Below are 24,231 nucleotides of genomic sequence, written 5' to 3' on the forward strand. Positions count from 1 at the left end.
TTGAGCGGTCGAAACAGGCGCTTGAGCTTGCGCATTCAGGTCTCCCTCTGGAATCGAGAGACACCCAAAGAATCCAGTTCCAACCGCTTGGCAACACCCTGCCAGCACCATATGCGATTCCCCTACCTGGAGGGGGAGGGTCGGCTCATATTGAGCGCAGCGAAATATGAGACGGGGTGGGGTGACGGTCCCTCCGCGACGAACAGTGCCCGAGTGGAGAGATCACCCCACCCCGCTCGCGCTGCGCGCGATCGACCCTCCCCCTCCAGGGGAGGGTAAGGCAGCCCGCCAGCCTCCGTCCACATCGCACACACTTGCCGCTGGATGAAATCGCATTTCTCGTGAGATGATCGCCGCCACGATCTCTTGTCGATGCCAGGGACATTTCAACGCCATGATGACGCTGCGCCAGGTTGAAGTGATCCGTGCCGTGATGGTGACAGGCACCATCGGCGGTGCGGCAAAGCTGCTCAACGTCTCGGCGCCCGGGATCAGCCGCCTCGTCAAATACACCGAGCGGTCGCTCGGCATCCGCTTCTTTCAGCGCCAGAACGGGCGCTACTTCCCGACGCCGGAAGCCGAGAACATCTTCGAGCAGATCAACGGCGTCTACAAGAAGGTCGACGACCTCTCCGAGATCATCTCCAAGATCGGCCGCGGCGGCCTCTCTGAGCTGCGCATCGGCTCGGTGCCGAGCATCTCACAGGTAATGGTGCCGCGCGCCATCGAGCGCGTCCGCCGCCGCTATCCCGATCTCGGCATCGACATCAACATCCTCAAGCTCGAGGAGGCCATCGACTACCTGATGCTCGGCCGCGGCGAGTGCGTGGCGATGAGCTACCGGCTGGAGCATTCCGGGCTCGACTTCATGCCGCTTGCCTCGGGCGAGCTCTATTGCATTGTGCCGGCGGGTCACGAGCTCGCCGGCCGCAAGCAGGTTTCCGCCGCCGAGATCACCCGCTATCCGCTGATCGGCATCGATCCCAACGACCCTTACGGCCGGATAATGGCCGAGATCTTCGCGCGCAACCGGCTCGACTACAACATCACCATCCGTGCGCGCTTCGGCACCACGGTCTGCGCGCTGGTGAAGGCGGGGCTCGGCATCGCCATCATCGACCAGTTCACGGTCGCCCATGGCGGCTATCCCGGGATCGAGCTTCTGAAGATCACCGAGCCGACGCGGTTCGACACCTACATCGCAGTCAAGCGCGGCACGCCGCTGTCGCTGCATGCGGAGTACTTCATCGAAGCCCTGCGCACCGAGATGCGCGCGGTCGAGCCGTCCCGTGGCAATGGCAAGGGCACCCTGGCACGCGGGCGAAAGAAATAACATCATGTTCGGTTTGTCGGATAAAAGGGTAATTGTGTTAGGCGGGGGAAAGACTATCGTCGCAGCTGGAATTGCGCAGGTTTCCCCGCTAATGGCCGGGACCGGACGCTCCCAACGAGACGATAGGGAACCATGTCGAAGCGCGGATACGCCGCCAGCAAGAAGCTTCTCACAGGCCTGATCGGCGCCCCGATCGCGCATTCCGCGTCCCCCGCCATGCACGAGCGCGCCGCCGAGGCGCTTGGCCTGCGCGGCCATTACCAGCTCATCGAGGTCGCCGGCGCCGACGCGGCCGAGCTGCGCCTGATGCTCGAAGGCGTGAGGCGGCTCGGCTTTGCCGGCGTCAACGTCACTTACCCTTACAAGGAAGCAGTGGTCCCGCTGCTCGACGCGCTGGCGCCGGGCGCGGCCAGCATGGGGGCGGTCAACACTGTCGTGGTCAGGGATGGCCGGCTGACCGGGCACAACACCGACACCACCGGCTTTGCGCGGGCCGTGGCGCCGTTGCTGGCCCCGTCCGGCAACGCCGTCGCCGTGATCGGCGCCGGCGGCGTCGGCAAGGCGATCGCCTTTGCGCTCGCGAGCCTGAAAGTGGCCGACATCCGCATTTTCGACAGCGAGCCGGCACGCGCGGAGAAACTCGCCTCGCTGCTTGCCAGACAGAGCGGCGCGAGGGTGGCTGGAAGCGTCGAGGATGCGCTCGATGGCGCAACCGGTCTCGTCAACGGCACGCCAGTCGGCATGTTGCCGAGCCGTGACATGCCGGTGCCGGCGGCACTGCTCAGGCCGGACCTGTGGGTCGCGGACGCCGTCTATTCGCCGCTGATCACGCCGCTGCTGGCCGCGGCGCGAGAGAAAAGCGCCCGGATCATGACCGGGCGCGAGCTTGCGATCTATCAGGCCGCCGACGCATTCGAACTGTTCACCGGCCTTGTCCCATCGACCGAGGTCATGGGAGAAGCTTTTGACGCCGCAATGGCTGCGCGCAGCGCGGCCTATCAGGCAGCTTGAGGCGAAGCGGCCGGCACAAGGCTGCTCGCAAGATTTGAAACGGGAGGAGAGGACGATGAAATCAACGCTATTGGTGGGCGCGCTGCTCACCGCCATGACGGCAACGAGCGCCCTTGCTCAGGCGATCAAGCTCGCCGACGTCGCCGAACTCTCCGGCGGCGGCGCCACCGTCGGCACCAATTGGAAGAACGGCATCGACCTCGCGATCGAGGAGATCAACGCCAAGGGCGGCGTGCTCGGCCGCAAGCTGGAGGTGACCCACGCCGACTCGCAATCCAACCCGGGCGTCGCCCGCGCCCAGGTGCAGAAGGCCCTCGACGCCGAGCCCTATGTGCTGCTCGGGCCCGGCTATTCCGGCTCGGTGAAAGTGACCGCGCCGCTCGCGGCCGAGGCGGGCATCGCGCAGATCATGGGCGGTGAAGCCGCCGAGCTGACGCAAGCCGGCAACAAGTTCCTGTTCCGCACCTCGTTCGGCCAGCAATCCTCGATGCCGAAGGTCGCAAAGTACATCCACGACGAGATGAAGGCGAAGACGGTCGCGGTGGTCTGGGTCAACAACGATTTCGGCCGCGGCGGCCGCGACGTCGTGGTCAAGGAGCTCGATCGGCTCGGCTCCAAGGTCGTCGCCGACCTCTCCACCGAGGCGGGTCAGGCCGACTTCGCCGCCGATGTCGGCAAGATCAAGGCTGCGAACCCCGACGCCGTCTTCGTCTATCTCAACGAGGAAGAGAGCGCGCGCATCCTCAAAGAGCTGAAGCGCCAGGGCGTCACCGCGCCGCTGATGGGCGAGACCACGCTGATCGGCCAGAAGGTGATCGAGCTCGCCGGCGATGCGGCCAACGGCGCGCGCGGCCATGTCGGCCTCACCACCGACGCGCCGGTCGATCTGATCAAGGCGTTCCGCGAGAAGTTCTCCAAGAAGTACAATTACGTGCCCGATCATAACGGCCTGAAGGGCTATCTCGCGGTCTACATGGTGAAGGCCACCACCGAGAAGATGGGCAAGGTCGACCCGAAGAAGTTTGCCGACACATTGCACGGCCTCACCATCAAGGCCGCGGACGAGCCGGGCATCCTGATGGACGTCACCTTCGACCAGAACGGCGACATCGATCGCCAGAGCTTCTTGGTGGAGGTGGTCGAAGGCAAGCAGGTCGTGAAGCAGGTGCTGCCGAAGTTGAAGTGAGGGAATCTTCGCCTCTCCCCGCGCCTGTCTCGCCGAAGCTTCAGCGAAGGCGGATGCGGGGAGAGATCTCTCCTCTCCCTTTCCCCGCTCTTCGCCGGGAGAGGGTGGAGTAAGGGGTGCTGCCGCAGTCACGGGTGACAATTGAATTCGCGGAGAGAGACCCCTCACCCCTGCCCTCTCCCGGTAACAACGGGGAGAGGGAGAAGGAGGAGCGGAGCGAGGGAGTGGAGAGAGGGGACAATGTCCAACCTATTCGATCTACTGGTCGCAGGGTTAGCCACCGGCGCGATCTATGCGCTGGTCGCGGTCGGGTTCACGCTGCTGTGGCAGACCTCGCAGACCATCAATTTCGCGCAAGGCGAGTTCGTGATGCTGCCGGCGTTCCTGATGCTGGCCGCGATGCATGTGGGCGCGCCGTTCTGGCTCGCGATCATCCTCGGCATCCTGCTGTCGATGATCCTGCTCGGCCTCGCCTTCAAGCTGCTGCTGGTCGATCCGATGATGCGCCACGGCGTGCTGCCGCTGGCGATTGCGACCATGGCGCTCGCGATCGGGATCAAGGAAGCGGTGAAGCAGTTCTTCAGCGCCGAGGCTTCGCCGTTTCCCTCGATCGTGCCGACCGGCGACATCTCCATCCTCGGTCACGCCGTCTCGCTGCAGAGCCTCGGCGTGCTCGTTGTCGCCATTCTCGCCGTCCTGGGCCTGACCACCTTGCTGAACCGCACCTCGCTCGGGCATCAGATGCAAGCGGCGGCACAGAACCCGACGGTGGCGCGCATCATCGGCGTGCCGGTCGAGCGCATGATCCTGTTGACCTTCCTGATCAACGCCTTCCTGGTGGCGCTGGCCTCGCTGCTGATCACACCGATCTACCTTGCAAAGTTCTCGTCCGGCGAGGTGCTGGGCCAGGCGGCCTTCATTGCGGCGATCGTCGGCGGCTTCAACCAGGTACGCGGCGCGATCGCCGGCGGCCTTCTGATCGGCGTGCTCGACAATCTCGCGGCGACCTATGTCTCGACGCAATACCGTGCCGCCGTGCCGATGATCTTCCTGATCGCCGTGATCCTGTTCCGGCCACAGGGCTTACTCGGCCGCGCCGAGGAGCGCACCGTATGAGCGGCTTCGCAAAACCGTTGAAGATCGCGCTCGGCCTTGCCGTCATCGCCGCGTTGATCATCGTCCCCATGAACTTCAACCGCTACGGCCTGTTCATCCTGAGCCAGTGGGCGGTGATGAGCATCGCCGCGATGGGCCTCAACCTCACGCTGGGCTATGCCGGCCAGGTCTCGCTGGCCCAGGGAGCGTTCGTCGGCATCGGCGCCTATGCCGCCGCGATCATGACGACGCATGGCTGGCCGCTGCCGGCCGCGATCCTGGTTGCGATTGCCTTGAGCTTCGCGATCGGCTGGGTGCTCGGCTATCCCGCGCTGCGCGTGCAGCACCACTATCTCGCTTTCGTCACACTGGCCTTCTCTACCCTCGCTTTCCTGGTGTTCCGCAACGAGAGCTGGCTCACCGGCGGCATCTACGGCATCTCCAACATTCCGCGTCCGCACATCCTCGGGCTCGCGACCAACAAGCCGCTGCCGTTCTATTATGTCTGCCTCGGCTCGCTCGCGATCGCGTCGCTCGCGGTTTGGTGGCTGATCCGCTCGCCGTGGGGGCGCGCCTTCATGGCGCTGCGCGAAAATCCGCTGCGCGCACAATCGCTCGGTGTCGACACGCGCCGCTATACGCTGATGGCGTTCGCGATCGGCTCGGCGCTCGGCGGCGTCGCCGGCGCGCTCTACGCGCCGCTGACGCAATATATCGACCCCGTTCCCTTCAACCTGTCGCTCTCGCTTGATCTGTTGATGATGGTGATCGTCGGCGGCGCGGGCTTCTATTTCGGTCCGTTCCTGGGGGCGATGATCGCGGTGCTGCTGCCGGAATGGCTGCGCTTCACGGAAGGTTATTACCTGATGCTCTACGCGGTGGCCGTGATGCTGCTGCTGATCTGGTCCCCGACCGGCATTCTGGGAATCCTCGACCGATATCTCGCCGAACGCCGCACCAAGGCGGCGTCGGCGCTGCGCGCCGTCGCAAAGTCCCGCCTGGAGACGGTGCAATGAGTGCGGTCCTCGAAGTCACCGACGTCAAGAAGAGCTTTGGCGGCATCCACGCAGTCAACGGCGTCTCGTTCGATGTCCGCGAGGGCGAGATCCTCGGCCTGATCGGTCCGAACGGCTGCGGCAAGTCCACGCTGTTCAATTGCATCCTCGGCCAGCTCACGCCATCGGGCGGCGAGGTGAAGCTCGATGGCAAGCTGGTCACGGGATTGCGTCCCTCCGAGCTCAACAAGCTCGGGGTCAGCCGCACCTTCCAGCTGTTGCAGGTGTTCCCAAAGCTCTCGGTGCGCGAGAACCTGATCCTCGCCGGACAGGAGCACCAGGGCAACATGGCCTCGCGCCTGGTCGGCCGCTCCGACGCCGGACTGACTGACGCCGCCAACCAGATGATCGGCTTCTTCAAGCTCGACCATCTCGCCGACGAGCCTGCCGGCGGCCTCTCCTATGGCCAGCAGAAGCTGCTCGACGCTGCCATGGCCTTCATGGGCGGGCCTCGCCTGGTGCTGCTCGACGAGCCCGCCGGCGGCGTCAACCCGTCGATGCTGGCTGACCTGAAGGAGCGCCTGGTCGCGATCAACCGCGAGAAGAATGCCACCTTCGTCGTGATCGAGCACAACATGGAGTTCGTGATGTCGCTGTGCTCGCGCGTGATGGTGATGGCGGAAGGCAAGGTGCTGGCGATGGGCCGGCCCGAGGAGATTCGCAGGAACCCCGCCGTGATCGAAGCCTATCTCGGACATTAGGAGCGAGTGATGAGCGACCCGATCCTCTCGGTCCGCAATCTCGTCGGCGGCTACGGCAAGATGACGATCTTGAACGGCACCACCTTCGCCGTTCCTCCAGCCACGATCACAACGATCATCGGCCCGAACGGCGCCGGCAAATCGACCGTATTCAAAGCAATCTTCGGCCTCCTGAAGCTGCGCGAAGGCAAGATCAGCTTTGCCGGCCGCGACGTCACCAATCTGAGCCAGCGCGCCCTGCTCAATGCCGGCATCTGCTACGTGCCGCAGGGCCGCAACATCTTTCCCGAGCTGTCGGTGCGCCACAATATCGAGCTCGGCGGCGTCGCTGCCGAGAAGGGGCTGGATCTGCCCCAGCGGATCGAGAAGGCGCTCGACCTGTTTCCCGCGCTGCGCCGCAAGTCGGCACAGCAGGCCTCCACGCTGTCAGGCGGCGAGCAGAAGCAGCTCGAGATCGCGCGCTCGCTGCTGCTCGAGCCAAAGCTCGTGCTGATCGACGAGCCTTCGATCGGCCTGTCGCCGCTGATGGTGCAGCAGACTTTTGGCATCCTCAAGAGCTTGCGCGACCGCGGCGTCACCATCCTGATGATCGAGCAGAACGCGCGTTCAGCGCTGGAGATCTCCGACATCGGCATCGTGCTCGAACTCGGCCAGACCCGCATGACCGACAAGGCGGAGCGCATCCTGAACGATCCCCGCATCGGGCAACTCTTTCTCGGGGGTGCCATGGAGGACAATGCAGCATGAACAAACGCTCGATCGCCACCGTCTCCCTCTCAGGCAGCCTCGACGAGAAGCTCCGCGCCATTGCGGCCGCAGGTTTCGACACGGTCGAGATCTTCGAGAACGATCTGCTGTCCTTCGGCGCGGGTCCGCGCGACATCGCAAAGCTCTGCCGCGACCTCAACCTCGAGATCTGCGCCTTCCAGCCGTTTCGCGACTTCGAAGGCATGCCGGAGCCACAGCGTGCGCGCAACTTCGCCCGTGCCGAGCGCAAGTTCGACCTGATGCAGGAGCTCGGCACCGACCTGCTGCTGATCTGTTCCAATGTCTCCCCCAGCTCGCTCGGCGGCATCGACCGCGCCGCGGAAGATTTTCGCGAGCTCGGCGAGCGTGCGGCCAAGCGGGGTTTGCGCGTCGGCTACGAAGCGCTGGCCTGGGGGCGCCACGTCAACGACTATCGCGATGCCTGGGAGATCGTGCGGCGCGCCGATCATCCCGCGATCGGCATCATCCTCGACAGCTTTCATGCGCTAGCCCCTGGCTTTCCGACCCGTGCGATGGCCTCGATTCCCGGTGACAAGATCTTTCTGGTGCAGCTTGCCGACGCACCGAAGCTCGAGCTTGACATCCTGTCGTGGAGCCGACACTTCCGCTCCTTCCCCGGCCAGGGTGACCTGCCGGTCGGCGAGTTCATGGCCGCGATCGCGGCGACCGGCTATGCCGGGCCACTGTCGCTGGAAATCTTCAACGACCAGTTCCGCGCCGGGTCGGCGGCACAGACCGCGGTCGACGGTCTGCGCTCGTTGATCCTGCTGGAGGACCAGCTCGCACCGGATTGGCCGAAGCTTGGCCGCGAGCCGCTGGCACCGAAGGCGAAGAGCCGCGGCACCGGCTTCGTCGAGTTCGCCCTCAACGAGACCAAGGCCGGCGAGCTTGCCCGCCTGTTTTCGCAGCTCGGCTTCCGCAAGACCGGCCAGCATCGCAGCAAAGCGGTAGAGCGCTGGTCGCAGGGCAAGGTCGAGCTCGTCATCAATTGCGAGACCGACGGTTTTGCGCATTCTCACTACGTCACGCACGGTCCCGGCGTCTGCGCCATCGCGCTCGACGTCGACAATGCCGGCCGCGCCATGCAGCGCGCCGAAGCGCTGAAGGCGCGCACCTTCTACCAGCCGGTCGGACCGGGCGAGCTGGAGATTCCCGCGATCCATGGCGTCGGCGGCAGCCTGCTCTACTTCCTCGATCAGGCCGGCAAGAACTGGGGCACCGATTTCGAGCCTGTGACGAGCGATGCCAGTGGTGACGCACTGCTGGCGGTCGATCACATCGCGCAATCGATGCCTTACGATGAGATGCTGTCCTGGCGGCTGTTCTACACCGGAATCCTCGACCTGAAGCGCCTGCCGCAGATGGAGCTCGCCGACCCCAGGGGGCTCGTACAGAGCCAGGCCATCATCAACGCCGACCAGAGCCTGCGCTTCGTGCTCAACGGCTCCTCCGCCAACCGCACGCTGCCGGCGCGCTTCATCTCCGAGTTCTTCGGCTCGGGCGTGCAGCACGTCGCCTTCTCGTGCCAAGACATTTTTGCCACCGTCGCCGCGATGCGCCAACGCGGCGCGGACTTCCTGGATATTCCTGACAACTACTACGACGATATCGAAGCCAAATACGACCTCGCGCCCGAACTGATGGCGCAGCTACGCGCCAACCACATCCTCTACGACCGCGAGGGCGACGGCGAGTTCTTCCAGGTCTACACCCACATTTTCGACGAGCGGTTCTTCTTCGAGATCGTCGAGCGCAGGAATTATCAGGGTTTTGGCGCAGCCAACGCCGGCATCAGGCTCGCAGCGCAGGCGCGCGAGGTGCGGCCCGCCAGCATGCCGCGGGTATGATGACCCTCTGCCCTTGCAGGCTCTTCCCTCTCCCCGCTTGCGGGGAGAGGCCGGAATTCGAGCGCAGCTTGAATTCCGTGTGAGGGGGAGCTTCCGCGAGACGAATATCCGCTGGAACGACGGTCTCTCAGCACGTCATTGCGAGCGCAGCGAAGCAATCCAGAATCCGTCCGCGGAAAGACTCTGGATTGCTTCGCTGCGCTCGCAATGACCATGTTGAATTGTCGAGGACTCCGACCGACTCGGTCCCCGCGGAGACTCCCCTCACCCCAGCCCTCTCCCCGCAAGCGGAGAGAGGAAGAAGCGTCAGCTCACTTCATCTTGCACTTGTCGTGGAAGCGATCCTGATCGTTCTCCACGATGGTGGCGACGGTCTTCAGCGCGAGCTGGCCCTCGGAATCCTTGACCACGTCCTGCAGATAGAAATTCTGGATCGGGATGTGGTTGTTGCCGTATTTGAATGAGCCGCGCACCGACTTGAAGTTCACCTTCTCCATCTCGGCCCTCATCTCGTCCTTCTTTGAGGTGTCGCCCTTCACGGCAACGACGGCGCTGTTGATCAGGTTCGCAGCGTCATAGGTCTGCGCGCCGTAGAAGGTCGGACGCAGTCCGGTGTACTTCTTGCGGTAGTCGGCGACGAAGCGCTTGTTCTGCTCGTTGGGGAGGTCGTTGACCCATTGCTGCGCGCCGGGCACCCCGAGTGCGTTCTCCTTCTGGAGCGGCAGCGAGAGCTCGTCGATGGTGAAGGCGGTGTAGAGCGGCATCGTGCTCTTCAGCCCGGCCTGCGCATATTGATTGAGGAATTGCACGCCGGCGGCACCGGGGTAAAATACGAAGATCGACTCGGCGCCGGAGGCGCGCGCCTTGGAGAGCTCGGCGGAGAAATCGAGCTGGCTCGGCCACACCGTGTATTCCTCACCCACGACCTGACCTTTGAAGGTGCTCTTGACGCCGGCCAGCATGTCCTTGCCGGCGGCGTAGTTCGGGCCGATCAGGAACACCGACTTGACGCCCTTCTGGTTCATATAAGTGCCGACCGCCTGCGGGGTCTGGTCGTTCTGCCAGGAGGTCGAGAACACGTAAGGCGAGCACAGCTCGCCCGCGAGCTGCGACGGACCGGCATTGGCCGAGATCAGGAAGGTCTTCGAATCGACCGCGGTCTTGAGCGAGGCCAACAACACGTTCGACCAGATATAGCCGACGATGAAGTCGACCTTGTCGGACTGCACCAGCTTCTCGGTCTTCTGCTTGCCGACGTCGGGCTTCTGCCCGTCATCCTCGTAGATCACCTCGACCGGCTTGCCGTCCATCTTGCGGCCGAGATGGTCGAGCGCGAGCTCGAAGGAGTTGCGCATGTCGTTGCCGATCACGGCGGTCGGGCCGCTGAAGGTCGAGACGAAACCGATCTTGATAGTGTCGCCGGCGAACGCCTGATTTGCCAGCACCAGCGCCGCTGCGCCCGCCAGCCAAAATGCCCTTCTCATAACCACTCCCCTCCTTATTATCGGTCCCGGAAACGGGGTGATCGCCGCCCCGGGCCTGTCTCTATTGAACGCAAAATCCATCGAGCCGCCAACGGCTCAGCGGCGGCTCCTGCACCATATTTCGCCCTAATCTGCGATGGCAAGAAATATAATTCTACTCACTTCGGCCAAGGCCGCCCCAAGGCCGGCCCGGAGGCTGCGGCGCTTTTTCGCGCCAGATCGATACATCAGGCCTATGCGACGATTGATGACGACTATTGGACCACGACGCCCGATCCGCACTTAAATGCAGGTGAGCAGCAGCGAGATTCGAGGTGCATCATGGCCGCCACTCCCCACCGCGTTGTCATCGTCGGCGCCGGCTTCGGCGGGCTGGAGACGACCTACCGCCTTGCGGGCGCACCGGTCGAGATCACGCTGATCGACCGCCGCAATCATCATCTGTTCCAGCCGCTGCTCTATCAGGTCGCGACCGCATCGCTCGCGACCAGCGAGATCGCCTGGCCGATCCGCCATCTTATGCGCGACAGGCGCGAGGTGACGACGCTGTTCGCGACGGTGAGCGGCGTCGATGCCGAGCGGCGCCGCGTTCTGATCGACGATGGCAGCGAGGTACCCTATGACACGCTGGTGCTCGCCACTGGCGCGCGGCACGCCTATTTCGGCCATGACGAGTGGGAGGTATGGGCGCCTGGCCTGAAGACGCTGGAGGATGCGACCACGCTGCGCCGGCACATCCTTGTGGCCTTCGAGCGCGCCGAGCGCGAGACCGATCCGAAGCGGCGCGCGGCGCGGCTGACCTTCGTCATCGTCGGCGCCGGCCCGACCGGGGTCGAGCTCGCCGGCACCATCGCCGAAATGGCGCACCACACTTTGCCCGCCGATTTCCGCAACATCGACACGACGAAGGCACGCGTCGTTCTGATCGAAGCCGGCCCGCGTGTGCTCGCCGGCTTTCCCGACGACCTCTCGGCTTACGCGCAGGCCTCGCTGGAAAAGATCGGCGTCGAGGTCGTGCTCGGCCAGGCCGTCACCGAGATCAATCGTGAGGGCGTCGTGTTCGGCGGCAAGCTGCTCGAGGCAAAGACACGGATCTGGGCCGCCGGCGTGCGCGCCTCGCCCGCGGCCGAATGGCTGGGCGCAGCCAGCGATCGCGCCGGGCGCGTGCTGGTGGAGCCCGACCTCAGCATTCCCGGCCATCCCGAGATCTTTGCGATCGGCGATACCGTCACCATCAACGCCTGGGACGGCAAGCCGGTGCCGGGTATCGCGCCGGCGGCCAAGCAGCAGGGCCGTCATGTCGCCGAGACCATCAAGGCGCGGCTGCGCGGCACATCGGCGGGCCCGTTCCGCTACAAGCACGCCGGCAGCCTCGCGCAGATCGGCAAGCGGCTCGCGGTGATCGACTTCGGCAAGATCAAATTGCGCGGCACCATCGCGTGGTGGATCTGGGGCATCGCCCACATCTACTTCCTGATCGGCCTCCGCCACCGCCTCAGCGTCGCCCTCAGCTGGCTCTGGATCTACGCGCGCGATCAGCGCGCGGCGCGGCTGATCACGCAGGGATCTAGCAAGGTGGTGTAGGGACGTTTCTCCTACCCTTCCCAGGAGGGGGAGGATGAAGGAAGATCGCGCTCCTGGCTACATTCACTTCACCAGCTCGCACCCGCCCTCCGCCAGCGGACGGAACGCCTGGTCCGCCGGAATGGTCGAGACCAGCTTGTAATAATCGTACGGATATTTCGACTCTTCCGGCTTCTTCACCTCGAACAGGTACATCGGATGCACGACGCGGCCGTCCTGGCGGATCGTGGTGTCGCCGAACAGCTTGTCCTTGCCTTTGAACTTCTTCATCTCGGGCACGACATTCTTGGCGTTGTCGCTGCCGGTGGCGGCGACGGCATTGAGATAAGCGAGCGTGGAGGCGTAGACGCCGGCCTGATTGCCGCTCGGCATCTTGCCGTTCATGCCGGCGCGGGCTGCGAAGCGTTTCGCAAACGCGCGCGTGTCGTCGTTCATGTCCCAGTAGAAGGCTTCCATCAGCTGGAGGCCTTGCGCGACCTTGATGCCCATGCCGTGGATGTCGTTGATGAAGAGCAGGAAGGCCACGAGCTTCTGCCCGCTCTGCTGGAGCCCGAACTCGGCGGCCTGCTTCACCGCGTTGATGGTGTCGCCGCCGGCATTGGCCAATCCGATCACCTGCGCCTTCGAGCTCTGCGCCTGCAACAGGAAGGACGCGAAGTCGGAGGTGCCGAGCGGATGTTTTGACGAGCCGAGCACCTTGCCGCCGTGTCCTTCGATGTATTTCTGCGCCTCCGCCTCGATACCCTTGCCGAGGGCGTAGTCGACCGTGAGGAAATACCACTCCTTGCCGCCTCGCGACATCATGGCGGCCGCCGTGGTGTTGCCGGTCGCCCAGGCATCGTTCACCCATTGGATGGTGTTCGGCGAACAGGCCTTGCCGGTGAGATCCGAGCTCGCCGTCGAGGACGCCAGGAACGTCATGCGGCTGTCGCGCAACAGCGCGTTGATGGAGAGCCCGACGGCCGAGTTCGGCACGTCGACGATGGCATCGACGCCCTCGATGTCGAGCCATTTGCGCGCGATGGCATTGCCGACATCGGCCTTGTTCTGGTGGTCGGCATAGACGATCTCGACCTTGATGCCCTTGGCCCCGCCGTTGAAATCCTCCGCCGCCATGCGCGCGGCCTCGACGGAGCCCATGCCGTTGGTGTCCTGGAAGATGCCGGAGATATCGTTGAGCACGCCGATGCGCACCACGTTGTCCGAGATCTCGGCATTCGCCGCGCCGGTCACCAGGCTCGCAGCCAGCGCGAGAGTCAACTTCAGATGCTTCATCATTCCCTCCCCTGTTTGATGTATTGTCGCGCCGGTCGTTGCCGGCACGTTCCGAGATTCAGACCTGCCGCTCCGGCATCCTCAGCACCAGCCCGTCGAGCTCGGGCGTGATGTCGATCTGGCAGGACAGCCGGCTGTTCGGCAGCCGCTCGGCGGCGGTGCCGTCGAGCAGCGCATCCTCGTCGTCAGCCATTGCAGGCAGGCGCACGAGCCAGGCCTCGTCGACATAGACGTGGCAGGTCGCACACATGGCGTTGCCGCCGCATTCGGCCAGGATGCCGTCGAGGCCGTGACGGGTCGCGGCCCGCATGGCGCTCTCGCCGCCTACGGTCTCGATGCGGATGGACTTGCCGTCGGGATGGATGAAGGTGATGGCGGGCATCAAAGCTCCTCGTCAGGCCGGGGTGATGGTGACAGGCAGGCTGTCGAGCCCACGCAGCGTGTTGTTGAAGCGGCGCTTCGGCTCGCCCGTGATCTCGATCTTCGCGATGCGGCGCGCCAGCGCCGTCAGCATCACCTCGCCTTCAAGGCGTGCCACGAGCTGGCCGACGCACATGTGAATGCCCGAGCCGAACCCGACATGGCCGGAGGTGCGGCGGGTGATGTCGTAGCTGTCGGGCCTGTCCCAGCGCCTGGGATCGCGATTGGCCGCGGCGAGGAACATCAGCACTTTCTCGCCCTCGCCGATCCTCGCGCCTGACAGCTCGACCTCGCGCGTCGTGGTGCGGAAGAAGGTCTGCACCGGGCTCTCGAATCGCACGGCCTCCTCGAAGGCGCCGCGCGCCAGCGAGAGATCATTGCGCAGGCGCTGCCATTGATCGGGAAAGCGCGCGAGGCAATAGACCGCGGCCCCGATGCCGTTGACGGTGGTGTCGAGACCGGCCGAGAGCAGCGAGCGCACCAATAGCGGTGCCTCGGTTGCGGTGATGGCGCCCTCGTCGACCTGCGCATGGATGCAGGCGCCGAAGCCACCGGGCGCAAGGTTCTCGCGCTGGCACTGCTCGGCGACATAGGCCTGGTGCGGCGTCGAGCGTTCGATTGCCTCCTGGCGGAGCCGGTTCGGCGGACCGAACGCGTTGAACACGACGCTCGCATAGGGAATGAGATGCTCGCGGCCTTCGGGCTTCAGGCCAAGTGCATCCGGAAAGATCGACAGCGGGTAGGCCTCGGCGAGATCGGTGATCGCATCAAAGCTGCTTTTTTCGATCAGCGCATCCACCCGCTCCTCCGCCGCCGCGGCAAACCGGTCGCGCACCTGCTTCATCACTGTCGGTGACAGCACTTTCGACAGCACGGCGCGGGTGCGGGTGTGCGCGGGCGGATCGGCTTCCAGAATCAGGCTCGGCGGCCGCCATGGCGTCTCCTTCTTGAAATCGGACAGCCCGACGCCGCGGCTGGAGCAGAAGGTTGCGGGATCGTTCAAGACTGCATGGACCTCGGCATAGCGCGCAACGCCGTACACCTTCCATTTGTCGAGATAGACCACCGGGCCGGCTTCCCGCAGCAGCTCATGGGTGGGATAGGGGTCGGCAAAAAACTTCATGTCGAAGGGGTCGACGTCGAGATGCGGGACACCTGATCCAACGGAGCCGGATGCGGTCATGAAAGACCTCTCTCATTTTGACCTTGTGAAAGGGCGGCGCATGCCCTTAGGTCTTCGGGCCCGCCGCGAGTCAGAAAATCGATATGCCGCCGTCCTCGACCAGAGTTCGCCAAAAGCCCGCACCCAGTGATGCGGGGCCGACGCTCAACCTCGAGCGTTACGTGCCGGCGTTCATCACCTTCATCGCCAACAAGCTCTCGAACAGCGCGACCGCGTTCTATCAGAAGCAGTTCGGCGTCAACGTCACGGAATGGCGGATCATGTCGCTGCTGGCGCTCGAGCCGGGCATTCCCGCCTCGCGCATCTGCCACGTCATCGGTTTCGACAAGGGGCCGGTGAGCCGGACACTGGCCGGCCTCGAGAAACGCGGACTGGTGTCGATCCGCACCGATCCGAACGACGGCCGCACCCATTCGATCGCGCTGACGGCGAAAGGCCGCGCCACCCATGACAAGGTGATCGTCGCCGCGCTCGAGCGCGAGCGGCGGCTGCTGTCCTGCCTCAGCAAGGACGAGCGCGAGGTTCTGATCGACCTGCTGCGCCGGCTGCACGAGAATCTCGGCGCGGTGACGGACAGCAGCCACACCTGACACGCAGCGCCGAGGCTGCGTCGTGCCGGCACTTTCAGGCATGCGCCCACGTATGTTCGCGGCACCAATCCTGCCGAACATTGTTTCCTCCGAGATCGGCCGCGGCAGTTCGTCTGCCGTCGTCCGCCCCTGGAACGGTTCGCATAAATTAGTTGCTTAGGCAACAAAAGATTCGGCAGATATTACGACAGGATGGCTGGCTTAGTTCGGTGGGCTCAGCGTCTCGCTCTCGTGTCCCGGACGCGGCGCGGCACGCAATGACGCGACACAAAGCCGGGATCCAGATTTAGCGACGCCCGCAAAGAATGGGCCCAGGCTCAGCAGCGCATCACTTGCGTGCTGCGCTGCGTTCGGGGCACGAGAGGAGTATGCGCGGCAACTGCATTAGCCGGCGCGGCCGATCCATTCCCCCGATGCATCATCGTTCAACCGCGCCAACGCCTCCGCACGCCGCGTCAGCACGGCGCGCTGGTTGATGTAGCCCTTGTCGGTGATCTCGCCGCCATCGACCGAGGGCGGCTCCGCGAGCAGCAGCGCGCGCGTGGCGTGGCCGGAGGAGTTGCCACTCTGCTGTTTCAGCCGCGCCAGACCCTGCGCGATCGCACCCCTGACCTTGTCGTGCGCCAACACCTCGTTCACATCAGCCGTCTCGGGCAGCCCGGCATGCGCGCGGCAGGCCGCGACGTTCGGGAACACCAGGAAGCGCACCTCATCGCCGCCGTGGCCCGACACGACGATGTCCTGCGCGAGCGGCGCCAGCGCGGCGATCCCGGCAACGCGGAGAGTGCCGACGCTGACCCAGGTGCCGGAATTGAGCTTGAAATCCTCGGCGACGCGACCGTCGAAGAACAAGCCGCGCTCCGGCCGCGCGCTATCCGCGAGCTTCACCGCATCGCCGATCAGATAGAAACCCTCTTCGTCGAAGGCCTGCCTGGTCAGTTCCGGCGCCTTCCAATAGCCCGGCGTGACATTGGGGCCGCGCACGCGCACCTCCAGCTTGTCGCCTGACCTAACGAGCTTCAGTTCGGTGCCGGGAATTGGCACGCCGATATTGCCGGACCGCTCGGCGAGGAAATGGCAATCGGTGGCGAGCGGGGAGGTCTCCGTCGAGCCCCATGCCGAGACCATCGGCAGCGTGCGGCCGACAGTCTTGAGCGAGAGCTCTTCGAGCGCATCCCACAGATTCTGCGGCAGCGCGGCGCCCGCGTAGAAGGCGAATTTCACCTCGCCGAAGAAGCGGCGGCGCAATTCCTCGTCGCTGCGCAGCGCCGCGATCAGCATGTCGAATCCGCGCGGCACGTTGAAATAGACCGTCGGCATCACGCTTTTGAGGTTCGCAAGTGACGTCGCGAACAGACCGGGCGCAGGCTTGCCGCCGTCGATATAGAGCGAGCCGCCATTGCGCAGCACGAGGTTGAAATTGTGGTTGGCACCGAAGGTGTGGCTCCAGGGCAGCCAGTCGAGAATGACGAGATTGCCGCGGCTCTCTTCGAGGAAGGTCCAGATCTGCGCCTTGGCTTGCTGGCTGGAGGTCAGCATGCGCTGGGTGTTGATGACCGCCTTGGGCGTGCCGGTCGAGCCTGAGGTGAACAGGAATTTTGCGATCGTATCAGGCGTCACCGCGGCGAAGGCTGTTGCAACGGCAGGCGTCTCGGGCGTTGCGGCAACGGTGCGGAAGGCCAGCGCGTCGGCGTCAGCAGCATTGCCGCTGATGATCTGCGCTTGGTGCAGCGGCTTGATGGCTGCCAGCGCTGCCGCGAACGGCTTGGTCGCCGAGACGTAGATCGCGCCCGGCTCGAGCAGCGCGATCATGCTCTTGAGCTTGTCAAAATCTTTCGACATCAGCGAATAGGCCGGTGAGATCGCGGCCGAGGGCACGCCGACATGCTGAGCGGCGAGCGCGAGCAGCGCATGGTCGATGCTGTTGTCGGAGAGGATCGCGAGCGGCCGCTCGGCGCTGAGGCCCTGCGCGAGGATCCAGGACGCGGCGGCGCGCACGTTCCGCAGCGCCTGCGCATAGGTGACGGTGGTCCAGGGCGCTTCGACACTGCCGCGCTCGGCCAGGAAGATCGCATCCGGCGTTAGCCGCGCCCATTGCTCCAGCCAATCGCCAACGCAGCGCGCAGCAGCGCGCAACGGATCCGGCGATCGCAGCACGATGCTGCCGTCGGCGCGAAGCTCTGCGACGGTCCTTGGCGTTGCGAACAGGCCTGCAACGTCACCATCTGGGGCAACTGTCATGTGTTTCCTCCGCGGCGGGCTGCAGCCTCGTTCCGGGCCGCTTTGGCCATAATGTTGGGCACGGCAATTGTTGTCGTCAACAACATTCTTCCTCTCGGCGCCTCGAGGCATTAGGATTGCGCGACAGGAGACACCGACGTGACAGCCAATGCAGCCCGGGCCGACACCCGCCCCTCCCCGCGCAGGCGCGCCGGCAACGGCGCAGCGCCTCGCGAGGCCGCCGGCGACATTGGCCTCGACGCACTGGTCGGGCACGCCGGCTATGCGGTGCGACGCTTCGAGATCTGGATCTTTCAGGACTTCATCAGGACGCTCGGCGAGGTCGACATCAGGCCGACGCAATATTCGGTGCTGACGGTGATCGGCGCCAATCCGGGCTTGTCACAGATGGCGGTGGCAAAGCGCCTCGGCATCGAGCGCGCCCGGCTGGTGCATCTGCTCGACAGCCTCGAGCAGCGCAAGCTGGTGAAGCGGATCAAATCGAAGGAGGACCGGCGCTCCCATGCCTTGCATCTGACCGCGCAGGGCGAGACGGCGCTGACGAAGTTCAAGCGGCTCGCGGCCGAGCACGAGCGGCACGTCGAGGCGAAGATCGGCAAGGAGAACCGGGCGCACCTGCTCCGGATCCTCGCCGGCTTCACCTGATGTCGGCTGCCCATGATTTGGGCAGATGCACGTCACAGGTCGCCGATGCGACCGCCCATGCGCCTGCCGAAATATCCCCCAAGCCGCTGATCGCACGATAATATGCGGAGCAATCGCCCTGCCCGGATAATGTACACAATGGCACATCGCTTGCTTCACTCCAGGCGAAGACGAAATGCCGGAGTTGGACGCCATGGGGGCTCAGCAGCTTGAAACGATCGCCGCGATTGTGGCCGCGCATCGCGCGGGGACGCTGACGCCGGCACAGACGATCGCGCGGACCTATCAGCGCATCCGCGACCACAACGATCCCGCCCTGTTCATCAGCCTGCGCGACGAGAAGGATGCGATCACGGAGGCCGAAAAGCTCGCCACGAAGGACGCGGCCAGCCTGCCGCTCTACGGCGTGCCGGTCGCGGTGAAGGACAATATCGACGCGCTGGGCTTCCCCACGACTGCAGCCTGCCCGGCTTTGTCCTACACGCCGGCACACGATTCGACCGCGGTGGAGCGCCTGCGCGCCGCCGGCGCCATCATCATCGGCAAGACCAATCTCGACCAGTTCGCGACCGGCCTCGTCGGCGTCCGTTCGCCCTACGGCATTCCCAGGAATTCGATCCGCGAGGATCTGATTCCCGGCGGGTCGAGCTCGGGCTCGGCCACCGCCGTCGGCGCCGGGCTCGTACCGCTGTCGCTCGGCACCGACACCGCCGGCTCTGGCCGCGTGCCGGCGATGCTCAACAACATCGTCGGGCTGAAGCCGAGCCTCGGCATGATCTCGACCGCTGGCCTGGTGCCGGCCTGCCGCACGCTCGATTGCATTTCGGTGTTCGCACTGACGGTGGACGATGCCGCGCTGGCACTGTCGGTGATGGCCGGCCCGGACCGGGCCGATCCATTCTCGCGCGAGCGGCCGCTGGGCCCGCTCACGCAATTCCCCGCCAATTTGCGCCTCGGCGTGCCGCGCAACGGGCAGCTGATCTTCTTCGGAGACAAGAAGGCGGAAGCCGCTTACGGCGATGCGCTGAAGCGCTGGACCGCGCTTGGCGCGGTGCTGGTCGAGTTCGACCTCAAGCCGTTCTACGAGACGGCGCGGCTGCTCTATGAGGGGCCGTGGGTCGCCGAGCGCTATCTCGTGATCAAAGACCTGCTCGCTTCCGCACCCGATGCGATCCACCCCGTCACCCGCGAGATCACGGCGGCCGGCGCGCGACTGACGGCGGCGGAGACCTTCTCCGCGCTCTATCGCCTGCAAGGGCTGCGCAAGATTGCCGAGCGCACCTTTGCGAACATCGACGCGCTGGTGCTGCCGACGGCGCCGACGGCCTACACCACCGCGCAGGTGCTCGCCAATCCGATCGAGCTCAACAGCCGGCTCGGCACCTACACCAATTTCGTCAACCTGCTCGATCTCTGCGGTCTCGCCGTGCCGGCTGCGATGCGCAGTGATGGCATTCCGTTCGGCATCACGCTGCTCGCGCCCGCCGGACACGATGCGATGCTGGCTAGCATCGGCCGCGTGTTCCATGCGGATACGAAACTGACGGTTGGCGCAAAGGGCGTCGCGCAGCCCGCGCTCGCGCCGCTGCCTGCCGAAGGCATCGACGAGATTCCGATCGGGGTGGTCGGGGCGCATCTGTCCGGCATGGCGCTGAACGGCGAGTTGAAGGCGTTGAGCGGGAAGCTGATGGAGGCGACAAAGACCGCGCCGGACTACAAACTCTATGCGCTCAACACCACGCCGCCGAAGCCGGGCCTGCTGCGCGTCGCAGCCGGCAAAGGTGCGTCGATCGAGCTGGAGATCTGGTCACTGTCTGCGGCGGCGTTCGGCAAGTTCGTCAACGCGATTCCCGCACCGATGGCGGTCGGCACGATCCGGCTTGCCGATGGCCGCAGCGTGAAGGGCTTTCTCGTCGAGCCGGAAGTGCTGGGCGAGGCGCGGGATATCACCGCATATGGGGGATGGCGGAAGTATATGGCGGAAGCCGCGAGAGGGTGAGTCCTGTGGGGTGGGCAAAGCGAAGCGTGCCCACCATCACCATCAAATAGGAAAGACGGTGGGCACGGCGCTTTGCGCCTTACGGCACCGCGCGCGGCCCTACACCGACACCGCGTAGATCTCGTACTCCCCGCGCACCAGCTCGATATGCGCGCGCATCGCGGCCGCGGCGCCCTGCTTGTCGCCGCGCATGATGGCGACGACGACGCGGTCGTGCTCGGCCTGCGATTTGGCGAGACGGCCGAGATTGCGGAACTGGGCGCGGCGGAACGGCTGCACGCGCACACGCGTCGCCAGCGTGATCTCGGCGATGTAGCCGTTCTGCGAGCCGGCATAGATCGTGTTGTGGAAGCGCTCGTTGACCTCGTGAAAGCGCTCGGGATTGCCGGCGTAGCTCAAGAGCCGCAGCTCTTCGTGGACGGCCTCGAGCGCATGCCGCTCGGCAGGGGACATGCGCTCGGCGGCAAGGCCGGCGCACAGCGCCTCGAGCTCGGCCATCGCCTCGAACATGCTCTTCAGCCGCTCGATCGACGGCTGCGCCACCACCGCGCCGCGATGCGGCCGCGCCTCGACCAGGCCGCTCGCGACCAATTGGCGCAGCGCCTCGCGCACTGGGGTGCGCGAAACGCTGAAGCGCCGCGCGATGTCGGTCTCGTCCAGCGGCGCACCGGGTGCCAGGGTTCCGCGCACGATCTCGTCCGCAAGCTGAAGACGCAGCTCCTCGGCGCGTGTGACCTTCTGCACCGACGGCGAGGGACGGTCGACGCGGGGCACCACCGGCTCGCCCGGCAGTGTCCCCTGCGGAAAATCGTCAAGCGTCATACGGTCTCTTTCGGCTCGTCGATGATGCTGACATGAGCGGCGACGACGCGCCAGCCCTCCGGGAAACGTATCCACGTCTGCATCTGCCGGCCGACCTTGCCGGGCGCCGTGTCGCGATAGAACAAGGTGGACGCCACGGCCGTGTCGCGGCCGTAGCTCGTGATCACCGTCTTTGCCGTGCGACGATTGAGCCCGACCGGCGAGCGCGCGGCGCGGAAGCCGGAGATCGCCTCATAGCCATAGAGGTTCTCGCCCATGCCGTAGCGCAAGGTGCGCGGGTCGTTGCGGAATAGCTCGCCGAGCACGGCGACGTCGTTGCTGACGAGGGCCTGCTCATAGCGTTCGAACGCGGCTTTGACTTCCGCGATCACCTCGGGGAGATCGATCTCCATCTCAGAATCCTCTCAAAGTCCCCTTGGCGCGGGCGCTGCGACGACGCCCATCTTTTCCAATGCGTGCGCGACGCGCAGCGCGATGTCCTCGCGCCAGGGGGCGGCGATGATCTGCACGCCGATCGGCAGCGGCTCGAGCGGCACCGGCACGGCCACCACGGGCAGGCCGATGAAGGAGATCGGCTGGGTGTGGATGCCGATATTGGCGCGCACCGGCAACTCGACGCCGTCGAGATTGAAGTTCACCTGTCCGAGTTTCGGCGCGGTGCAGGGCGTTGCGGGCGCAATCAGCACGTCGACCGACGCAAAGATCTCGGCGAGCTGCGCGCGATACCAGCGCCGGAATTTTTGCGCGCGGTCGACCAGCGCTGCCGGCACCATGGCGCCCGCGATCAGCCGGTCGCGCACGGCCGGATCGAAATCGTTCGGGCGCTGGCGCAGCCGATCGAGATGCAGCGAAGCGCCTTCGGTGGTGGTGATGACATAGGCGGCGGCACGGGCGCGGGAGGCTTCGGGGATATCGACCACTTGCGTTGCGCCAAGCGCCTTGGCGACACGGCTGACGGCTTCGACGGCTTCCGGAAACACGTTCTTCTGGAAATGTCCGCCGGCGATAGCGACGCGCAGGCCCGAAATGGGCTGGCCGAGCAGCGGCGTGACCTGCTCGACGCCGCGCGTGGTGCAGGCGCCGTCGTCGGCGTCCGGCCCCTGCATCACGTCATAGGCGAGCGCGAGGTCGGCGACACAGCGCGCGAACGGGCCGAGATGATCGAGGCTCGCCACGAACGGAAACGAGCGTGCCCGCGACAGCCGGCCATAGGTCGGTTTCAGGCCGAAGATGCCGCAGAAGGACGAGGGCACGCGGATCGAGCCATTGGTGTCGGAGCCGAGCGCGATCGGCACCAGCGCGCCGCCGACGGCACTGCCCGAGCCGCCCGACGAGCCGCCGCTCATCCGTGTGGTGTCATGCGGATTGCGCGAGGGGCCGTCGTGGATGTTCTCGCCGGTGAAGTCGTAGGCGTATTCGCCCATGTTGAGCGCGCCGACCAGGACGGCGCCGGCCGCCTCCATTCGTTCGATCAGCGTGGCGTCGCGCTTGGCCGGCGCGAGGTCGCGGTTGATCTTCGAGCCGGCGCGCGTTGGCAGACCGGCTACGTCGAACAGGTTCTTCACCGCGAAGGGCACGCCGGCGAGCGGGCCGACTTGCTTGGCCGAGGCGATGTCCGCGTCGATCGCGCGCGCTTTCGCACGGGCACGTTCGGCGGTGACGTCGGTGAAGGAATTGAGAATGCCGTCGTGCTGCTTGATGCGCGCGAGCGCGGCTTCGGTGGCGGCGAGCGCGGACAATTGGCCGCCGGCCACCGCTTTCGCGATGTCGGCAGCATTCATCTCTGGCTTGGCGGTCATGGCGGCATCAGGCGGTGAAGATCGGCGCCGGCTCGGTCTCGTCCGGCAGCGTGAATTCATCGACGAGGCGGGCAAGCCGCAGCGAGACTTCGAGATTGGCGCGCACCGCGGGTCTGAAGGCCTCCTCGACCGGCAGCGCCAGCGCTTTCGATACGGCGTCGATATAGTCGTCCAGGGGTTCGGCCATCACGCTCCCAAACAGTCTCTCAGTGCGCCGGCAACGGCGGATGCGGGATCGCCGTCAGCAGCTCCTTGGTGTAGTCGTCCTTGGGATCGCTGAGCACCTGCTCGGAAGAGCCCTCCTCGACGATCCGTCCCGTCCGCATGACAATGACACGATCGCACAACAAGCGCACCACATTCAAATCATGAGAGACGAACAGATAGCTCATACCTAGCCGCGCCTTGAGGTCCTGCAGCAGATTGAGCACCACGGCCTGCACCGAGACGTCCAGCGCCGCCGTCGGCTCGTCCAGGATGACGAGCTTCGGATGCAGGGCAATGGCGCGGGCGATGCCGACGCGGGCCTTCTGGCCGCCGGACAATTGGTGCGGAAACCGATCGAGCAGATTGTGCGGCAGGCCGACCATGGTGGCGAGCTCCTCGCAGCGGGCTCGCAGCGCGTCGCGGCCCTTGAGGTCGCCGAGCTGCATGATCGGATCGGCGATGGCGCGCGCTGCGGTGAATCGCGGGTTGAGGCTGTCGGTGGGATCCTGGAACACCATCTGGATCCGGCTGCGCTGCGGCAGCCGGGCGAAGGCTGATGGCGCGATGGCGGAGATGTCCTCGCCGTCGAACTGGATCAGGCCGGCGGTCTGGTCCAGGAGACGCATCACCATCATCGATGTGGTCGATTTGCCGCAGCCGGATTCGCCGACGAGGCCGACGCTTTCGCCATGCCCGATCGAGAAGCTGATGCCGTCGACGGCGCGGAATACGTCCGGCTCCACCGGCGGCTTGCGGCCGAACAGCTTTCCGAGCACGGCGGTCGCGCCCTGGCGGGGATACTCCTTGACGAGCTTTTCGATGACGAGGAGCGGCTTTGTCTCGTCGCTCCCGGGGCTGACCCCATAGGCGTTAAGGTAGCGCGAGCATCGATTGATACGGACGTTTTCGAGGAGGCTCGCGCAGGTGCCGCCCAAGCGCTCGCTTTCTGCGGCGAAAGCAACGGATGGTTGGTTGTGGAATGATCG

At 65.3% G+C, this 24,231-nt stretch carries 22 protein-coding genes; 12 read left to right on the plus strand and 10 right to left on the minus strand.

The features are described from left to right. Positions 1-394: 394 nt before the first annotated feature. The 8 genes from EAV90_RS35815 to EAV90_RS35850 all read left to right on the plus strand — a co-directional run bounded on the left by EAV90_RS35815 (position 395) and on the right by EAV90_RS35850 (position 8,996). Positions 395-1,333, plus strand: a complete 939-nt coding sequence (locus tag EAV90_RS35815) for a LysR family transcriptional regulator (protein WP_122406985.1) — start codon at positions 395-397, stop codon at positions 1,331-1,333. A gap of 132 nt (positions 1,334-1,465) precedes the next feature. After that, a complete protein-coding gene (locus EAV90_RS35820; protein ID WP_129146127.1) occupies positions 1,466-2,344 on the plus strand; it encodes a shikimate dehydrogenase in 879 nt (292 codons plus the stop codon). A gap of 55 nt (positions 2,345-2,399) precedes the next feature. Further along, positions 2,400-3,530, plus strand: coding sequence for an ABC transporter substrate-binding protein (locus tag EAV90_RS35825; protein ID WP_129146128.1), 1,131 nt, complete (start codon positions 2,400-2,402; stop codon positions 3,528-3,530). Positions 3,531-3,770: 240 nt separating this feature from the next. Next, positions 3,771-4,646 carry a branched-chain amino acid ABC transporter permease gene (locus EAV90_RS35830; protein WP_122406111.1) on the plus strand — a complete coding sequence of 292 codons (876 nt, stop codon included), beginning with the start codon at positions 3,771-3,773 and terminating at the stop codon, positions 4,644-4,646. Continuing rightward, positions 4,643-5,641, plus strand: a complete 999-nt coding sequence (locus EAV90_RS35835) for a branched-chain amino acid ABC transporter permease (RefSeq protein ID WP_129146129.1) — start codon at positions 4,643-4,645, stop codon at positions 5,639-5,641. The genes EAV90_RS35830 and EAV90_RS35835 overlap by 4 nt, the downstream gene beginning before the upstream one ends. Next, positions 5,638-6,381: an ABC transporter ATP-binding protein gene (locus EAV90_RS35840; RefSeq protein ID WP_129146130.1), complete on the plus strand. Its 744-nt coding sequence runs from the start codon at positions 5,638-5,640 to the stop codon at positions 6,379-6,381. Before EAV90_RS35835 ends, EAV90_RS35840 begins: the two co-directional genes overlap by 4 nt. A gap of 9 nt (positions 6,382-6,390) precedes the next feature. After that, complete coding sequence (locus EAV90_RS35845; RefSeq protein ID WP_129146131.1) at positions 6,391-7,128, plus strand: ABC transporter ATP-binding protein; 738 nt, start codon at positions 6,391-6,393, stop codon at positions 7,126-7,128. Next, positions 7,125-8,996 carry a bifunctional sugar phosphate isomerase/epimerase/4-hydroxyphenylpyruvate dioxygenase family protein gene (locus EAV90_RS35850; protein WP_129146132.1) on the plus strand — a complete coding sequence of 624 codons (1,872 nt, stop codon included), beginning with the start codon at positions 7,125-7,127 and terminating at the stop codon, positions 8,994-8,996. Before EAV90_RS35845 ends, EAV90_RS35850 begins: the two co-directional genes overlap by 4 nt. 311 nt (positions 8,997-9,307) lie before the next feature. On the opposite strand, the gene EAV90_RS35855 is transcribed toward EAV90_RS35850, so the two are convergent. Beyond that, positions 9,308-10,480 carry an ABC transporter substrate-binding protein gene (locus EAV90_RS35855; protein ID WP_129146133.1) on the minus strand — a complete coding sequence of 391 codons (1,173 nt, stop codon included), beginning with the start codon at positions 10,478-10,480 and terminating at the stop codon, positions 9,308-9,310. Between the two features lie 321 nt (positions 10,481-10,801). Here EAV90_RS35855 and EAV90_RS35860 point away from each other — a divergent pair, with 321 nt between their 5' ends. Then, positions 10,802-12,064, plus strand: coding sequence for an NAD(P)/FAD-dependent oxidoreductase (locus EAV90_RS35860; protein WP_129146134.1), 1,263 nt, complete (start codon positions 10,802-10,804; stop codon positions 12,062-12,064). Between the two features lie 63 nt (positions 12,065-12,127). On the opposite strand, the gene EAV90_RS35865 is transcribed toward EAV90_RS35860, so the two are convergent. The 3 genes from EAV90_RS35865 to EAV90_RS35875 are packed head-to-tail and all read right to left on the minus strand — an operon-like array spanning position 12,128 to position 14,942. Further along, a complete protein-coding gene (locus tag EAV90_RS35865) occupies positions 12,128-13,339 on the minus strand; it encodes an ABC transporter substrate-binding protein (protein ID WP_129146135.1) in 1,212 nt (403 codons plus the stop codon). Positions 13,340-13,397: 58 nt separating this feature from the next. Beyond that, positions 13,398-13,721, minus strand: coding sequence for a 2Fe-2S iron-sulfur cluster-binding protein (locus tag EAV90_RS35870; protein ID WP_129146136.1), 324 nt, complete (start codon positions 13,719-13,721; stop codon positions 13,398-13,400). Positions 13,722-13,733: 12 nt separating this feature from the next. After that, positions 13,734-14,942, minus strand: coding sequence for a cytochrome P450 (locus tag EAV90_RS35875; RefSeq protein ID WP_129146137.1), 1,209 nt, complete (start codon positions 14,940-14,942; stop codon positions 13,734-13,736). 83 nt (positions 14,943-15,025) lie between these two features. On the opposite strand from EAV90_RS35875, the gene EAV90_RS35880 reads away from it, so the two are divergent. Continuing rightward, positions 15,026-15,532 carry a MarR family winged helix-turn-helix transcriptional regulator gene (locus EAV90_RS35880; protein WP_129146138.1) on the plus strand — a complete coding sequence of 169 codons (507 nt, stop codon included), beginning with the start codon at positions 15,026-15,028 and terminating at the stop codon, positions 15,530-15,532. A gap of 384 nt (positions 15,533-15,916) precedes the next feature. Here EAV90_RS35880 and EAV90_RS35885 read toward each other — a convergent pair whose 3' ends face one another. Further along, positions 15,917-17,773 (minus strand): feruloyl-CoA synthase, encoded by a 1,857-nt coding sequence (locus EAV90_RS35885; RefSeq protein WP_129146139.1) that lies wholly within the window; start codon positions 17,771-17,773, stop codon positions 15,917-15,919. Between the two features lie 138 nt (positions 17,774-17,911). Here EAV90_RS35885 and EAV90_RS35890 point away from each other — a divergent pair, with 138 nt between their 5' ends. Then, the gene (locus EAV90_RS35890; protein ID WP_129146140.1) at positions 17,912-18,418 is read left to right on the plus strand and encodes a MarR family winged helix-turn-helix transcriptional regulator; all 507 of its coding nucleotides are present in this window, start codon (positions 17,912-17,914) and stop codon (positions 18,416-18,418) included. Between the two features lie 193 nt (positions 18,419-18,611). After that, the gene (gene atzF, locus EAV90_RS35895) at positions 18,612-20,417 is read left to right on the plus strand and encodes an allophanate hydrolase (RefSeq protein ID WP_129146142.1); all 1,806 of its coding nucleotides are present in this window, start codon (positions 18,612-18,614) and stop codon (positions 20,415-20,417) included. Between the two features lie 99 nt (positions 20,418-20,516). Here the strand turns inward: atzF and EAV90_RS35900 are convergent, their stop codons facing one another. From EAV90_RS35900 to EAV90_RS35920, 5 genes are all read right to left on the minus strand, one after another. Then, entirely contained in the window at positions 20,517-21,239 is a 723-nt protein-coding gene (locus EAV90_RS35900) for a GntR family transcriptional regulator (protein WP_129146141.1), read from the minus strand. Further along, complete coding sequence (gene hpxZ / locus EAV90_RS35905) at positions 21,236-21,631, minus strand: oxalurate catabolism protein HpxZ (RefSeq protein ID WP_122406125.1); 396 nt, start codon at positions 21,629-21,631, stop codon at positions 21,236-21,238. Before hpxZ ends, EAV90_RS35900 begins: the two co-directional genes overlap by 4 nt. A gap of 12 nt (positions 21,632-21,643) precedes the next feature. Further along, entirely contained in the window at positions 21,644-23,038 is a 1,395-nt protein-coding gene (locus EAV90_RS35910; RefSeq protein ID WP_208738574.1) for an AtzE family amidohydrolase, read from the minus strand. 7 nt (positions 23,039-23,045) lie between these two features. After that, entirely contained in the window at positions 23,046-23,225 is a 180-nt protein-coding gene (locus EAV90_RS35915; RefSeq protein ID WP_162500504.1) for a DUF4089 domain-containing protein, read from the minus strand. A gap of 19 nt (positions 23,226-23,244) precedes the next feature. Then, positions 23,245-24,231: ABC transporter ATP-binding protein (locus tag EAV90_RS35920; protein ID WP_245509703.1), on the minus strand; the 987-nt coding region annotated here is incomplete at its 5' end.

Source organism: Bradyrhizobium vignae, from assembly GCF_004114425.1.
Lineage (GTDB): Bacteria > Pseudomonadota > Alphaproteobacteria > Rhizobiales > Xanthobacteraceae > Bradyrhizobium > Bradyrhizobium vignae.